Source organism: Sediminicola luteus (genome assembly GCF_040566555.1).
GTDB lineage: Bacteria > Bacteroidota > Bacteroidia > Flavobacteriales > Flavobacteriaceae > Sediminicola.
In genome coordinates this window covers 536,812-551,556 of sequence record NZ_JBEWYP010000001.1, presented here as the reverse complement: position 1 = coordinate 551,556, position 14,745 = coordinate 536,812, and the positions used below count along the sequence as shown (strand labels likewise).

The following is a 14,745-nucleotide window of genomic DNA, read 5'->3' as shown; positions in this document are numbered from 1 at the left end:
AATACTAAAAGATCATCCGTTAAATACAGTCTTGTATTTAGCGGTATTCTTTTTTAAATCTTCTGAGAGGCTTTTGAGCCATATCAATTGATTGGAAATTAAATGGGCCTCTTGTAGCAATACCTTCATTTCTTGATCAATAACTGTTACGCCGGCCAGTACTTGCTCATTGCGTTCTTTAACTAGGGCATTATAAGTATGTTGGAGCTCTTTTTTGGCGGTTTCCATGTCAACATGATCCAATAGTTCCGGTTTTTTTTCTTTATCCAATAAGGCTTCGGTTTCTTCCAAATTATTATGGATGTTGGCGATAAAGGCATCAAAATGGATGCTGGGCTCAGTGGTCTTGTGATTTTGAATAAAACTTCCCAAAGAGGCCAGAGCAGATAAAAAGGTGTTGTTTAACGTCACTATCTCATAGGTGAGTCCCATTTCTTTTTGTTTCGATTTCGGGTCCTGTGTCATACGTTGGAAGGCGGCATTTAAATTACTTATCGCTAAAAATGCTTCCTTTCGGGGCATTTTATATTCCAACGCCGTAATTTCTTTGGAGTGGTAAAGCCTTTGGATGGCCAACAAATAAGCTTTGTTCTTTTTGACCATCGCCTTTATAAAACCATCGATGTTCATAAACTCCCATGTAGGCCATAGCGTGTAATTGGCAATAACAGCTAGGCCAGCTCCTATCGCCGTATCCAAAATCCTATATTGGACCACTTGGAAACTATTTGGATTGATGAGGGCGTAGACAAAGATGATAAAAAGGGTTATAAATGCGGCTGCGGAACGGTAGCTTTGTACGATGAGCGAAAAGGCAAGGGTTAAAGAGATCACGGCCAATATTTGGTAGACGATGGTGTTATTGGTCACTAGGATGATCAAAACTGCTACCGCTGCTCCGATCAGGGTGCCAATGATACGTTCTTTGGCGCGCGACTTTGTAAGGCCATAACTTGGGCGCATTAGCACGATCAAAGTAAGTACGATCCAATAGGGATTTCTGATTCCCAGTAAGGTTCCCAATAAAAATCCAACCCCAACAGCGATCGTCAGTCTAAGGGCATGCCTGCATATAGGGGAATTTATACTTAAATTCTGTAAAAGGATGTTCAGACTGTATTCCTGGGTAGTTATAAACTGATGGGCATCCTTTTTTTTGAGGGCTATTTTATTGGCCTTGCCAACGTTCGCCATGACTCTTCTGATAGAGCGAACCTTTTCAATTTGCTGCTCTTGGTAATCCAATAAATTTCTCAGGATAATGGCACCTTCACGACCTTCGGGCAAAGGAACTTCCGATAAGTAATCCCGTATGGCATTTTGGGCCTTTTCAACAGCCTCCAAAAGCTCATCTTTGCTCTGTACCTTTTTATTGCGCACTAGGATTTCCGAAAGTACCTGTAAATGGTTGCCCATGGTTAAATTCAAATTCCGAAATGGAAGCAGATGGTGTTGGTCTCCAAAAAGATCATCAATTTGGTTGTAGTTCAAGGTGTTTGCCAGTGCCAATTCCAGGATATCCACCAAGGTTATCAGGATAAGTACTCTTTTTTCATCAAAACCAGAACGACCAATTTTTTTCCGCTCACTCAGGAGCAGTTCTCTCAGGGCTTCGTGCTTTTCGGTAAGTTGGGTCTGAAGGTGAAGTATCTCTCCCAGTAATTTTTCCCTCTTGGTTCTTTTGGTCAATAATTTCCCCCTAACCTGTAGATAGCTTCCGGTGAGATATAAGGTCTCGGATAATAATTGATCTTCATCTTTTTTAGGGGATAGCCATTGGAAGGCCCAAGACATGACCAAAAACCAAAGTCCGCCGACCCCAATAAGTACTACATGTAGCCAGATACCAAATTCAGAAATGTCCCTGGCAAGGGCTAAAGTCATTGCCAGTAGCCCTGCGAATGCAATTAGTGAACCCCTAAATCCGTAGGCGGCGATCAAGGAAACAAAAAAGGAAACCACAAGCAAGGCCGCAATTAGGACTATAAAATGAACCTTGGAGTAATTAATGATCAATGTGACCAGCATGGTGAGGCCAATACTCAAAAGCGTGCTGATATTCTTTCTTTTAAAAGTTCCAGGGGTATTGCTGGGGGCATTGAGAAAAACTCCCATGGCAATGGATATGCCGTAAGCCAAATGTCCGGCTATATCAAAACTGATCAAGGGGATGAGCACAGCCACTGTTAAAAGAATCCCTCTGTAAAAGTTGGAGCTTTTAAGAAATAACCAAGTCCATTTTAGGTAGTCTTTTAGCATGGGGCAAAGTTAATTACTTATTGTGTGGCGCTTCTAATTTAGAAGGTAATATTGAAAGGTATTTTAGTTGCGAATGGATATCAATAAAAAAACCGAAGCAAATGCCCCGGTTTTTAAATTTGTATTTTGTGATGATTACATAGGTACGCTAAAAGGAACCGTTACTCTAGTGGTGCCCCAGCCCATTACCAAATTACCGTTATTGGCTTCATCAAAAGTGATTGAAAAAGCCTCCAAAGAATCCATGCCTTTGCTGACCTTGCCCTTAACTCTGGCAACATCTGCACTTTCATCATAGGAATAAGCACCCCATTGGTTCAATTTACTGTTAATGATCACTGTCCATTCTTCTGCTCCTGGAATAGTGAACAAGGAATAAGTACCTGGAGAAACCATTTTATCACCAATTTTAACTGTTGTGTACAATGTAAGTTCTGCTGATTCATTGGCGCCTGTTCTCCATACTTTGCCCGCTGGAGCCAATTCTGATAAAGACCGACCATTTAGCTGAGGTCTGCTGTAAACAATTTTGGCATATTTATCTGCAATTTTGTAACTCGACGGGTACGTAGCGATGTCAGCCGGACTCTTGTCCATGCCGCTGAACTCTTGGGCAGTAGCTGCAGTGAAAGTAAAAGCTAATGCGATAACGGCTAGTGTGATTAATTTTTTCATTGTTGAAAATATGTTAGTTATAAAGTAAATGGAGTATCCATTATTTGTGGATATAAATGTCGGAAAAGTTTCTTCAACTTACAAAATGTTCCTATTAAAAGCTAGTTTAGCTATGGATGGTTATAAATAGGTTGTTTATGATAGAATATTATTACATATTGTAATCTATATTACATTTTGTGTTTTACAACTGAAACATAAAGTGCATCTTTGCTTTATAATTGATATAAATTCATTGTTATGTGTGGAATAGTTTGTGCGTTTGATGTTAAGGAGAGCACAGAAGTGTTAAGACCTCAATTATTGGAAATGTCCAAAAAAGTGAGGCACAGGGGTCCGGATTGGAGCGGAATATATTCGGACGATAAGGCTATTTTGGCCCATGAGCGTTTGGCTATTGTAGATCCGGCTTCCGGAAAACAACCCTTGGTTAGTGAAGACAAAAAATTAATACTTGCCGCCAATGGTGAAATTTACAACCATAGGGAACTGCGCAAGCAATTTGAAGGCACCTATAATTTTCAGACAGAATCTGACTGTGAGGTTATTTTGGCGCTTTATAAGGAAAAGGGGGTAGAATTTTTGGATGAGATGAACGGGATTTTTGGTTTCGCAATTTACGATGCTGAGAAAGATGAGTATTTTGTGGCCAGGGACCATATGGGTATTATTCCATTGTATATGGGCTGGGACCAAAACGGAACGTTCTACGTTGCTTCTGAATTAAAAGCACTGGAAGGTACCTGTACGAAAATTGAACTTTTTCCTCCAGGGCATTACTTGCACAGTAAGGATGGGGAATTGAAACGTTGGTATTCCAGGGATTGGATGGATTATGAGGCGGTGAAGGAAAACCAAACCAGCATTGATGAAATTAAGGTTGCCCTTGAGGCTGCAGTTCACAGGCAATTGATGTCTGATGTGCCTTACGGAGTGTTGCTTTCTGGAGGGTTGGATTCTTCAGTTACATCGGCCATTGCAAAGAGATATTCACAAAAGAGAATTGAGTCCGATGATACCACTGAAGCTTGGTGGCCACAATTGCACTCCTTTTCTGTAGGTTTGGAAGGATCTCCGGATTTGGCAGCAGCACAGAAAGTGGCAAAGCATATTGGAACCATACATCACGAAATTAAATTTACCATTCAGGAAGGTTTGGATGCCATCAAGGATGTTGTTTATAACTTGGAAACCTATGATATCACTACCATTAGAGCTTCTACGCCTATGTATTTAATGGCAAGGGTAATAAAATCTATGGGGATTAAAATGGTACTATCAGGAGAAGGGGCAGATGAGCTTTTCGGTGGGTACCTGTATTTCCATAAGGCACCCAGTCCTAAGGATTTCCATGAGGAAACAGTCCGCAAATTAGACAAGTTGCATATGTACGATTGCTTAAGGGCCAACAAATCATTGGCAGCTTGGGGAATTGAGGGCAGGGTTCCATTTTTGGATAAAGAGTTTATGGATGTTGCCATGCGCATCAACCCAAAAGATAAGATGATCAATGGGGAACGCATGGAGAAATGGGTGGTCCGCAAAGCATTTGAGGACATGCTACCAGAAAGTGTAGCCTGGAGACAAAAGGAACAATTCTCGGATGGGGTAGGATATAGCTGGATCGATACCTTGAAAGAGGTGGTGAACAGGGAAATAACGGATGAGCAATTTGCAAATGCCAAATACAGGTTTCCTTTGCAGACGCCAACAAGTAAGGAGGAGTTCTATTACAGAACAATCTTCGAATCCCATTTCCCTTCTGATGCTGCCGCATTATGTGTGCCATCGGTACCTTCTGTAGCATGCAGTACGCCTGTGGCTTTGGAATGGGATGAGGCCTTTAAGAACATGAACGATCCTTCGGGAAGGGCAGTGGCAAAAGTACATTCCGATGCCTATCAGAAGTAACTGTTCTAGTAGTATGAATTAGTAAGCTGTTTTTTAGTCAGTTTTTAATTATAATTAGTCCTTAAGAAGCGCCTTTTAAAGGTGCTTCTTTTGTTTATGTCATTTATGATTTGAAGAAACAGGATAAATTTCTCCATTTGGACCTGTTTTAAGCTATTTTAAGCGTAATTCTCAAATTTTTGAGGGTTACCTACATTTTCCACAATTTTTGTTGATAACTTAAAGGGCTATAAGGGGTATAAAAACCGTAATCTGTGGGGTATTGCTTATATTTGTAGGATTGCTAAAATTATAATGAAACAACCATTAATTTATGAGCGAAGAAGCAAATAAAGGAGAGCAAAAAAAGAACAATTATTCAGCAGATAGTATTCAGGCCCTAGAGGGAATGGAGCATGTGCGTATGCGTCCTTCCATGTATATTGGGGATGTAGGTGTAAGAGGACTTCACCATTTGGTATATGAGGTAGTGGATAACTCCATTGATGAGGCCATGGGGGGTCACTGTGATACCATTTCTGTTATTATAAACGAAGATAATTCTATAACCACAAAAGATAACGGTAGGGGTATACCCGTAGACCTTCACAAAAAAGAAGGTGTATCTGCCCTTCAGGTCGTTATGACCAAAATTGGAGCCGGTGGTAAATTTGATAAAGATTCCTACAAGGTTTCCGGTGGACTTCACGGAGTTGGGGTATCCGTAGTAAATGCACTTTCCAATCACCTTAGGGCTACGGTCTATAGGGATGGTGTTATTTGGGAGCAGGAGTATGAAAGAGGTAAAGCCTTGTATCCTGTAAAAAGTATTGGTGAAACTGATGAAAGGGGTACTGTAGTAACATTTTCTCCTGATGATTCAATCTTTACCCAAACCATAGAATTTAGTTATGAAACCTTGGCAAATAGGATGCGTGAGCTGTCCTTTTTGAACAAAGGGGTATCTATTACTTTGACGGATAAACGTCAAAAAGATGATAAAGGAGAGTATGTTAGTGAACGTTTCTATTCTGAAGAAGGACTGAAAGAGTTTATCAAGTTTCTAGATGGAAATCGCGAGCCTTTAATAAAGACGGTTATCGCCATGGAAGGGGAAAAGAACGAAATTCCCGTAGAAGTAGCCATGGTCTACAATACATCATATACTGAGAACTTACACTCTTATGTAAACAATATCAACACCCATGAAGGAGGTACGCACCTTTCTGGTTTTAGAAGGGGTCTGACCACTACGCTAAAGAAGTATGCCGATGCTTCAGGGATGTTGGAAAAATTGAAGTTTGAGGTTCAGGGGGACGACTTTAGGGAAGGTCTTACGGCCATTGTTTCTGTAAAGGTGGCAGAACCACAATTTGAAGGACAGACCAAAACGAAATTAGGGAACAGGGAAGTATCTGCAGCTGTAAGTCAGGCAGTATCTGAGATGTTGACGGATTATCTTGAAGAAAACCCTGAAGATGCCAAAATCATCGTTCAGAAAGTTATCCTAGCAGCACAAGCAAGACATGCCGCTACCAAAGCGCGCGAAATGGTGCAGCGTAAGACGGTAATGAGTATAGGTGGACTTCCAGGGAAACTATCGGATTGTTCCGAACAAGATCCTGCCCTTTGTGAAGTTTTTCTGGTAGAGGGAGATTCGGCAGGGGGTACGGCCAAACAAGGTAGGGACCGTAATTTTCAAGCGATCCTTCCATTGCGTGGTAAGATTCTGAATGTGGAAAAAGCCATGCAGCACAGAGTTTTTGAGAACGAAGAGATCAAGAACATCTATACGGCCCTTGGGGTAACCATCGGGACCGAGGATGATAGCAAGGCCTTGAACTTGGATAAATTGAGATATCATAAGGTAGTCATCATGTGTGATGCCGACGTCGATGGTAGCCATATTGAAACGTTGATCCTTACTTTCTTCTTCCGTTATATGAGGGAGCTGATCGAAGGAGGTCACGTTTATATAGCAACACCACCGCTATATTTGGTGAAAAAAGGCACTAAAAAACGCTATGCGTGGTCCGATAAGGAGCGCGATGAAATAGCAGAGAGTTTTAATGGTAGTGTTGGAATCCAACGTTATAAAGGTCTTGGAGAGATGAACGCAGAACAGTTGTGGGATACTACAATGAATCCTGAATTCAGAACACTTAGACAGATCACTATAGACAATGCTACGGAAACCGATAGGGTTTTCTCAATGTTGATGGGTGATGAGGTTCCACCAAGAAGGGAATTCATTGAGAAAAATGCTGTTTATGCCAATATTGACGCATAACAAGAAAATAGGTTTATAATAAAAACTCGCACCTTCCGTGCGAGTTTTTTGATTTAAGCCACATATTTATTTGATAACAACACTTTCAGCACAATTATTTTCATCTTTTTGGGTTATATGTAAAGTAAAAAAAACCCCAATTAGATGAAAAAAATACTTTTGCTACTATGTTTGACCACTGTTATGGTCAGTTCTGCACAGTCCAATCCAAACGATATTTTTGCTGCCGGAATAAATGATGCAGAACAATTTCTGAATGATTATTTAAATCCAGTCTCCGAAGGAGCGCTGTACAGTATTTCCAACGGCTGGTACAATACTGCAGATGCCAAACCATTGCTGGGATTTGAAATATCCATCATTGGTAACATGACCTCCTTTAAGAATAAGGAAGATAAACAGTCATTTATTCTAGACACCGCCGATTATGAAAATCTACAATTTGTAGAGACGGATGGTCAAGGTAACCGAACAACGGTAAAACCTGTTTCTACGGCCTTAGGGGAAATAGAAGGTATAAGAGTCTTCGTAGAGGGCGAGGTTGCCCCAGGAGTAACAACCAGAGAGGAATTTGATCTTCCTTCCGGATTGGCCGCTGAAGGAATTACTTTTGTCCCTTCCGCTTATTTACAGGTGAGTATGGGCCTTATCAAAGGAACTGAAGTTAAGGTAAGGTTCTTACCAAAAATAGAAACCGAAGATGTGTCAGTAGGCTTATATGGTGTGGGGATACAACACGAACTGACAAAACACTTGCCTGCAGATAAAGTATTGCCAATAGCCGTTTCTGCAGTGGTGGGATATACCCATTTGAGTGGCACCTATGATTTTACCAATACCAATGTGGTGCAGGGAGAGAATCAAAAAGTAGATACCAATATGGACACTTGGGCATTTCAAGCTGTTGTATCCACTAAACTACCTATTATTAATTTTTATGGTGGATTGGGGTATATGACAGGAAAATCCAATACGGATATCTTGGGAACCTATAGGGTGCAGTCAGGACCTTTTCAATCCCAAACCTATACAGATCCTTTTTCCTTTAAAACAGAAGTAAGTGGTGTTACAGCTAATATTGGAACCAAATTGAAACTTGGCTTCTTTAGGTTGAACGTAGATTATACAATTGCTGAATTTAACAATCTGGCGGTTGGTGTCAACTTCGGGTTTAGATAAAGAACGAATTTTAATCATACAAAAAGGGCGCGAAGTTATCTTCGCGCCCTTTTTGTATTTAATCATCAAGCAACCCATCAAAAGTCTCCATTGACATTAAAAAGGCAAGCTGTACAGGTTTGCAGGGATGCTCTGTATAATTTTTCAACTACTCCATATATAATTGAATATTACTCCAGTGTTGTATTAAGCAATAAGGAGAGCTTGGTAAGTGTGTAAGATTATTGTTTGGAGATCATACAGATCTCTAGAGATAGCTATTCCAGCCTATTTGTTTCGATATACAAAAGATTAGAGGGCATGTAGAGTTTATTTAATTCAATGCACAATAGGAGTCTTGGTATGTGCCAAAAAAAAAGTGCCCCAGAACGTTAACTGGAGCACTTTTAATAATTTGCAAATTATTTTTATTCCCTCACGGCAAGGATTTCTTCCTCTTCGATTGCCAATAAAATAATGCCTTCTTCGGATTCTTCCATGGTCACAATATCATCTTTGAAATCTGTTCCTGGATAGGAGATGATATAAACATCATCGGTCTTTTTCCATTTAAAATCGGTTTGGACTTTGATTTCATGTCCTTGATAATTGTGGTACCTACCTAGATAGGCGTCATTAAAGATCCATTCTTGTCGCCCTGTTGGGCCTTTGGTACTTGTTTTCGCAGATATGGTTTCATCGGACCAGATCCCAATTACGGGATCATTGTTTTCTGCTATTTTAGAGCAGGCAAAAATGGTCAACAAAACTGCCATAGCCATGAAAAGTGCGAACTTTTTCATAATTAGGTTTTGTAGGATTCGGGTCTTAGCTTAACGTACTTTTTTAAGGGGCTATTGTAAAAATTCGATGAACGACTCCTTATTCGCTGAATACTCGATGAACCGCAGAATTTTTTAACAATTTTGAGAAATTCTGAGAAGATGGGTCATTTGACGTATTTATTCTAAAATATATAGGGCTATCCCTGAGCTATTATTTTTTAAATCAGTATTTTTGGACCTCTAAGAATCACACTAAAAAATCGATATAATGAAAGTAACCGTAGTTGGGGCAGGTGCTGTAGGCGCAAGTTGCGCAGAGTACATAGCTATTAAAAATTTCGCATCAGAAGTAGTAGTATTGGACATTAAGGAGGGATTTGCCGAAGGGAAGGCCATGGACTTGATGCAAACCGCTTCTTTAAATGGCTTTGACACCAAAATTGTTGGTGTAACGGATGATTATTCCAAAACAGCCGGAAGCGATATAGCAGTGATCACTTCAGGAATTCCAAGAAAACCGGGAATGACCAGAGAAGAATTGATAGGTATTAATGCTGGGATCGTGAAAACGGTTTCTTCCAACCTTATCAAACATTCTCCCAACGTCATATTGATTGTGGTTAGTAACCCAATGGATACTATGGCCTATTTGGTGCATAAGAGCACTGGATTGCCTAAAAATAGAATTATTGGAATGGGTGGTGCTTTAGATAGTGCAAGGTTCAAATATCGTTTGGCCGAAGCTTTGGAAGCTCCTATTTCAGATGTTGATGGAATGGTGATAGGTGGACATAGCGATACCGGAATGGTTCCTTTAACAAGACATGCTACCAGAAACAGTGTAAAAGTTTCTGAATTTTTATCTGAGGATAGATTGTCACAAGTAGCTGAAGACACAAAAGTAGGTGGTGCTACCTTGACCAAATTGTTAGGTACAAGTGCTTGGTATGCCCCAGGTGCTGCAGTTTCATCTTTGGTACAGGCAATTGCTTGCGATCAAAAGAAAATGTTCCCATGTTCAGTGATGCTAGATGGGGAATACGGCCTAAAAGATATATGTATAGGAGTGCCTGTAATTTTGGGCAGAAACGGAATTGAAAAAATCGTTGCTATTGATTTGGATGATGCCGAAAAAGCCAAAATGCAAGAAAGTGCGGTTGGGGTAAGAGCTACCAACGGACTTTTGGACGTTTAATGCATCTCTGATTATTTGTTAAAAAAGGGCGTTCACCGATGGTGGATGCCCTTATTTTATAAATCTAAATAAATATATTGTTAGTTCCTATGGGAAATGATATATTTGCTCGCTATTAAAAAACACCAAAAATTAACACAATAACTAATGCAAAATAAAGGACTTATAAAGCTTTTTGCTTTCTTGTTTGGGATTGTTAGTATTTATCAACTATCCTACACTTTTATTACCAGTAAAATTGAAAAGGACGCAAAAGTTTTTGCTGCTAACAGTATCCCCGAATCGGAAGAAGGGTACGCAGCTAAGAGAGATGTCTTGGAAGCCAGGTATTTAGACTCAATTGGAGAGAATCCAATTCTTGGGTATACCACCTACGATGAGGCTAAAAAGAAGGAGTTGAACAAAGGATTGGACCTTAAAGGAGGTATTAACGTAACCTTGCAAATATCTGTGAAGGATATCTTGAAAGGTCTTGCCAACAATACTAAAAACCCTGCCTTCAATAAATCACTTGCTGATGCAGATGCTGCTTCCAAAAATAGTGATGACACCTATTTGGAATTGTTTTTTGAGGCTTTTGAAGCCAATAAAGGGGATTCAAAATTGGCATCACCCGATATTTTTGCAAATAAAGGCTTAAGTGATGTGATCAATTTCCAAATGTCGGATGCTGAGGTAAAACCGATCATTAGAACCAAAATTGACGAATCCATAGTTTCCGCCTTTGAAGTACTACGTGAGCGTATTGATGGTTTTGGGGTTACCCAACCAAACATACAACGTGAAGGTAATTCAGGACGTATCTTGGTAGAATTGCCAGGAGCTAGAGATATTGCTAGAGCTCAGGACCTACTTTCAAGTACAGCACAATTAGAGTTCTGGGAAACATACAAGCAGAGCAATCCAAGTTTAAGTACATTTTTGCAGAACGCAAATGAGAAGCTTAAGACTTTGGTAGTTGCAGAGAATGTAGAACAAGCTCCAAAACCAGAAACAGAATTAGATTCTTTGTTATCTGACGTGGCTCAAGATTCATTGGATCTATCACAAGATGTTAATCCATTATTCAGTCTATTATTACCTTCCAATCCAGGGGGAAATGCCTTGGTTAGCGTAGCTATTAAGGATACCGCCAAAGTAGGGGAGTATTTAAGAATGAAGGAAATCCGTCGATTGATTCCTGCAGACATCCAATTCGTGAAATTTGTATGGGAACGTCCAACTGAAGGTTCTGAAGTTGTGGATTTATATGCCTTAAAATCAAACCGCGATGGAACTCCAAGAATTAGTGGTGATGTGGTAAGCGATGCAAGGGCAGATTTTGACCAGTTCAACAGACCAGCCGTGTCCATGACAATGAACACTACCGGTGCTAAAGAATGGGAAAAACTTACAGGTGATGCTTTTAACAACCAAACAGGTATTGCCATTGTACTGGATAATAAAGTATATACTGCTCCTGGGGTTTCAACAGGACCTATCTCTGGTGGTCGTTCCGAAATTACTGGGGACTTCACCGTTAATGAGACAAAAGATATTTCAAATGTTCTAAGAGCTGGTAAATTGCCTGCCTCAGCGGATATTATTCAATCAGAGATTGTTGGACCATCATTGGGACAAGAAGCTATTGACAGTGGATTTATGTCATTCTTGATAGCTATGGCCTTCGTATTGCTTTGGATGATCTTCTACTACGGTAAAGGTGGTGCGTTTGCAAATATTGCTTTGATACTTAACATCGTATTGATCTTTGGTGTCCTGGCAAGTTTAAATGCGGTATTAACGTTACCTGGAATTGCCGGTATTGTATTGACCATAGGTATGTCTGTGGATGCGAACGTTCTTATCTTTGAGCGTATCAAAGAAGAATTGGCAAAAGGTAAAGGAAAGAGTCAGGCTGTAGCTGATGGATTTAGCAATGCGCTATCTTCCATTTTGGATGCCAACATCACTACAGGTCTTACGGCTTTAATCCTCTTGATCTTCGGAACAGGACCTATTAAAGGTTTTGCAACTACATTGATCATCGGTATCTTAACCTCATTGTTCACAGCAATTTTCATTACAAGATTGTTGGTAGACTGGTACATTTCTGGAAAGGGGAGAACATTGGATTTCTCTACTCCAATTACCAAGAACTTATTCAAGAATGCCAATATTAATTTCTTGAGCAAAAGGAAAATTTCTTATATCCTTTCATCTGTATTGGTTTTGATCGGTCTGTTTTCGTTATTTACCCAAGGCTTACAGCAGGGTGTGGATTTCGTAGGAGGACGTTCTTATCAAATACGTTTTGAAAAAGTGGTTAACCCATCAGAAATTGCTTCTGAGCTTACAACTGTATTTGGAAGTGGAACCAATGTGAAAACATTTGGTGAGGCCAACCAAATTAAAGTTACAACAGCTTACAAAGTAGATGTAGAGGGAATTGAAGTAGATAATGAAATTCAGGATAAACTATACACCACCTTACAGAAGTATTTGCCAAATGGCACTAGCTTCGAAGACTTTAAAGTAGGTAGTGGTGAAAGTGCTATAGGGATTATGCAATCTGTTAAGGTAGGACCTACCATTGCGGATGACATTAAAAACAATGCGTTCCTTGCGATTATCGGATCTTTGTTTGTAGTGTTCCTTTATATCTTGGTTCGTTTCCGTAAGTGGCAGTTCTCCTTGGGTGCGGTTGTGGCCGTATTCCATGATGTGTTGATCGTATTGGGTATATTTTCAGTATTCGGTAAGATTATGCCATTTAGCATGGAGATAGATCAAGCGTTTATTGCGGCTATCTTAACGGTAATTGGTTACTCCTTGAACGATACGGTGGTTGTATTTGACCGTATTAGGGAAATTATTGCTGAAAAAGGCTGGAAGGCTGGTGAGAATACAAACCAAGCTTTGAACAGTACCTTGAGTAGAACATTGAACACCTCTTTAACTACGTTGGTAGTTTTATTGGCCATCTTCATTTTTGGAGGTGAATCATTAAGAGGATTTATGTTCGCAATGATTGTTGGTATCGTAGTAGGTACTTACTCATCTTTGTTCATCGCAACACCTGTAATGTTCGATTTCTTGAAAAAAGGAGTTCAACAAGGAAAAGAAGAATAGTATATTCAATATAGATTAGAAAAAAGGGCTACTGAAAAGTAGCCCTTTTTTTATGGGGTAATTTTTTTTCCAACCGATCCCTGATCGGTCATTTGGAGCTCATAGATATACTGTGGCTGCAGACCTTCTTCTTCCCGATGGGAAACAAAGATGAGGGTAGTATTGCTTTCCGTAGCGATTTTATTGACCAAAGCGACGAGAAGGGCGCTGCTCTTGTCATCCAAGCCAGATGTTGGCTCATCCAATAATAGCAGAAGCGGGTGCTTTATCATCGCCCTGGCGATCATGATCAAACGTTGCTGCCCCATGGAAAGATCGTGGAAATAGGTTTTCCTGTGCTCCATCAAATCCAAAACCCCTAGCCACTCTTTTGCCAACTGCAATTGGATCTCTGTAGGGTATATGTAAAGACCGATAGAGTCATACAGACCAGAGATAAGCATATGCTCCACTGTATGGTGCCCAGAAAATGAATCGATCATGGATGGCGTAAAATAGCCCAGCTTTTCCTTGATTTCCCAGATGGTCTCCCCGCTTCCCTTTTGTTGGCCAAATAACCAAAGCTGCTGTCCGTACCCTTTACTGTTCTCCCCGGTGATCATGGACAATAAAGTCGATTTGCCACTTCCATTTTTGCCTTTTAATTGCCAAAACTCACCGGGACGTATAGTCCAATTGATGTTGTTTAGGATAAGCCTGTCATCAAAGGAAACAGTGACATTTTTAAAATCAACCATCACCGGATTATCATAGGTGTATGGTTTTAAGGCTTGAGGAATAGAAAGCGATGTGCTATTTAGGCCCATGCTTGGTTTATCCGGTTCATTTAAGGGTTCCAAACCATTTTCCCTTACCTTATAATAGTGCTCTATAAATGATAGCCTATCTTCCTTCCTTGTGATAAGTAACACCAATGAAACCTTCTTGGATATATGTTCAAGCTTCAAAGTCAATTCCTTTTGTGAGGATGTGTCTAAGTTGTCAAAGGGGTTGTCGAGGATAATATAGTCGGGCTCAGTTTTTAAAATATGGGCCAGAAGTGCTTTTTTGCGTTCTCCGCTCGACATGGATTTTAGGCTCTGTGTAGTCTCTTGGGTAACAACTTTAATATCATGCCTTTCTTCCTCCTCTATTAGCCTTTGGAGTTCCAAAGGGGAGAACAACGCGCCTGTCAAGTCACTTAATGCTTCAAAAGGGGTGTTTTGAAGGCCTTTCAAAATGGAATTGACAAGATCGACTTTGGGGGTCGAATTGTCCATTAAAACGCCCCAATGTCTAATTTTCCCTGTGGTCTTCATGCGGCTACCGAGCTATTTATGCTAACAGACATGAAATTAGGAATTCTAAAGGAGAAAGTCTAAAACGTGGACGGATATACTTTT

At 40.1% G+C, this 14,745-nt stretch carries 9 protein-coding genes; 5 read left to right on the top strand and 4 right to left on the bottom strand.

From position 1 onward, the window contains the following. Positions 1-12: 12 nt before the first annotated feature. Both ABXZ32_RS02390 and ABXZ32_RS02385 read right to left on the bottom strand, forming a co-directional pair. Positions 13-2,259: an FUSC family protein gene (locus tag ABXZ32_RS02390; RefSeq protein WP_354617084.1), complete on the bottom strand. Its 2,247-nt coding sequence runs from the start codon at positions 2,257-2,259 to the stop codon at positions 13-15. A gap of 135 nt (positions 2,260-2,394) precedes the next feature. Then, entirely contained in the window at positions 2,395-2,934 is a 540-nt protein-coding gene (locus ABXZ32_RS02385) for a DUF2911 domain-containing protein (protein WP_354617083.1), read from the bottom strand. Positions 2,935-3,174: 240 nt separating this feature from the next. Between ABXZ32_RS02385 and asnB the strand changes: the two genes are divergently transcribed. The 3 genes from asnB to ABXZ32_RS02370 all read left to right on the top strand — a co-directional run bounded on the left by asnB (position 3,175) and on the right by ABXZ32_RS02370 (position 8,293). Next, positions 3,175-4,845 (top strand): asparagine synthase B, encoded by a 1,671-nt coding sequence (asnB, locus tag ABXZ32_RS02380; RefSeq protein ID WP_354617082.1) that lies wholly within the window; start codon positions 3,175-3,177, stop codon positions 4,843-4,845. 313 nt (positions 4,846-5,158) lie between these two features. Continuing rightward, positions 5,159-7,114, top strand: a complete 1,956-nt coding sequence (gene gyrB / locus ABXZ32_RS02375) for a DNA topoisomerase (ATP-hydrolyzing) subunit B (RefSeq protein ID WP_354617081.1) — start codon at positions 5,159-5,161, stop codon at positions 7,112-7,114. Positions 7,115-7,258: 144 nt separating this feature from the next. Next, entirely contained in the window at positions 7,259-8,293 is a 1,035-nt protein-coding gene (locus ABXZ32_RS02370) for a DUF6588 family protein (protein WP_354617080.1), read from the top strand. A gap of 407 nt (positions 8,294-8,700) precedes the next feature. Here the strand turns inward: ABXZ32_RS02370 and ABXZ32_RS02365 are convergent, their stop codons facing one another. Next, positions 8,701-9,075 carry a hypothetical protein gene (locus ABXZ32_RS02365; protein WP_354617079.1) on the bottom strand — a complete coding sequence of 125 codons (375 nt, stop codon included), beginning with the start codon at positions 9,073-9,075 and terminating at the stop codon, positions 8,701-8,703. A gap of 250 nt (positions 9,076-9,325) precedes the next feature. Between ABXZ32_RS02365 and ABXZ32_RS02360 the strand changes: the two genes are divergently transcribed. Both ABXZ32_RS02360 and secDF read left to right on the top strand, forming a co-directional pair. After that, positions 9,326-10,252, top strand: coding sequence for a malate dehydrogenase (locus ABXZ32_RS02360; protein WP_354617078.1), 927 nt, complete (start codon positions 9,326-9,328; stop codon positions 10,250-10,252). Between the two features lie 147 nt (positions 10,253-10,399). Further along, positions 10,400-13,363, top strand: a complete 2,964-nt coding sequence (secDF, locus tag ABXZ32_RS02355) for a protein translocase subunit SecDF (RefSeq protein ID WP_354617077.1) — start codon at positions 10,400-10,402, stop codon at positions 13,361-13,363. A 50-nt stretch (positions 13,364-13,413) separates the two neighbouring features. Here the strand turns inward: secDF and ABXZ32_RS02350 are convergent, their stop codons facing one another. Next, the gene (locus tag ABXZ32_RS02350; RefSeq protein WP_354617076.1) at positions 13,414-14,661 is read right to left on the bottom strand and encodes an ATP-binding cassette domain-containing protein; all 1,248 of its coding nucleotides are present in this window, start codon (positions 14,659-14,661) and stop codon (positions 13,414-13,416) included. Positions 14,662-14,745: the final 84 nt, after the last annotated feature.

What these genes read in the sequence shown, in the direction of transcription:
- ABXZ32_RS02360 (WP_354617078.1), top strand. Translation starts at nt 9,326, where the DNA reads ATGAAAGTAACCGTAGTTGGGGCAGGTGCTGTAGGCGCAAGTTGCGCA.
- gyrB (WP_354617081.1), top strand. Translation starts at nt 5,159, where the DNA reads ATGAGCGAAGAAGCAAATAAAGGAGAGCAAAAAAAGAACAATTATTCA.
- ABXZ32_RS02385 (WP_354617083.1), bottom strand. Translation starts at nt 2,934, where the DNA reads ATGAAAAAATTAATCACACTAGCCGTTATCGCATTAGCTTTTACTTTC.
- ABXZ32_RS02365 (WP_354617079.1), bottom strand. Translation starts at nt 9,075, where the DNA reads ATGAAAAAGTTCGCACTTTTCATGGCTATGGCAGTTTTGTTGACCATT.
- ABXZ32_RS02390 (WP_354617084.1), bottom strand. Translation starts at nt 2,259, where the DNA reads ATGCTAAAAGACTACCTAAAATGGACTTGGTTATTTCTTAAAAGCTCC.
- asnB (WP_354617082.1), top strand. Translation starts at nt 3,175, where the DNA reads ATGTGTGGAATAGTTTGTGCGTTTGATGTTAAGGAGAGCACAGAAGTG.
- secDF (WP_354617077.1), top strand. Translation starts at nt 10,400, where the DNA reads ATGCAAAATAAAGGACTTATAAAGCTTTTTGCTTTCTTGTTTGGGATT.
- ABXZ32_RS02370 (WP_354617080.1), top strand. Translation starts at nt 7,259, where the DNA reads ATGAAAAAAATACTTTTGCTACTATGTTTGACCACTGTTATGGTCAGT.
- ABXZ32_RS02350 (WP_354617076.1), bottom strand. Translation starts at nt 14,661, where the DNA reads ATGAAGACCACAGGGAAAATTAGACATTGGGGCGTTTTAATGGACAAT.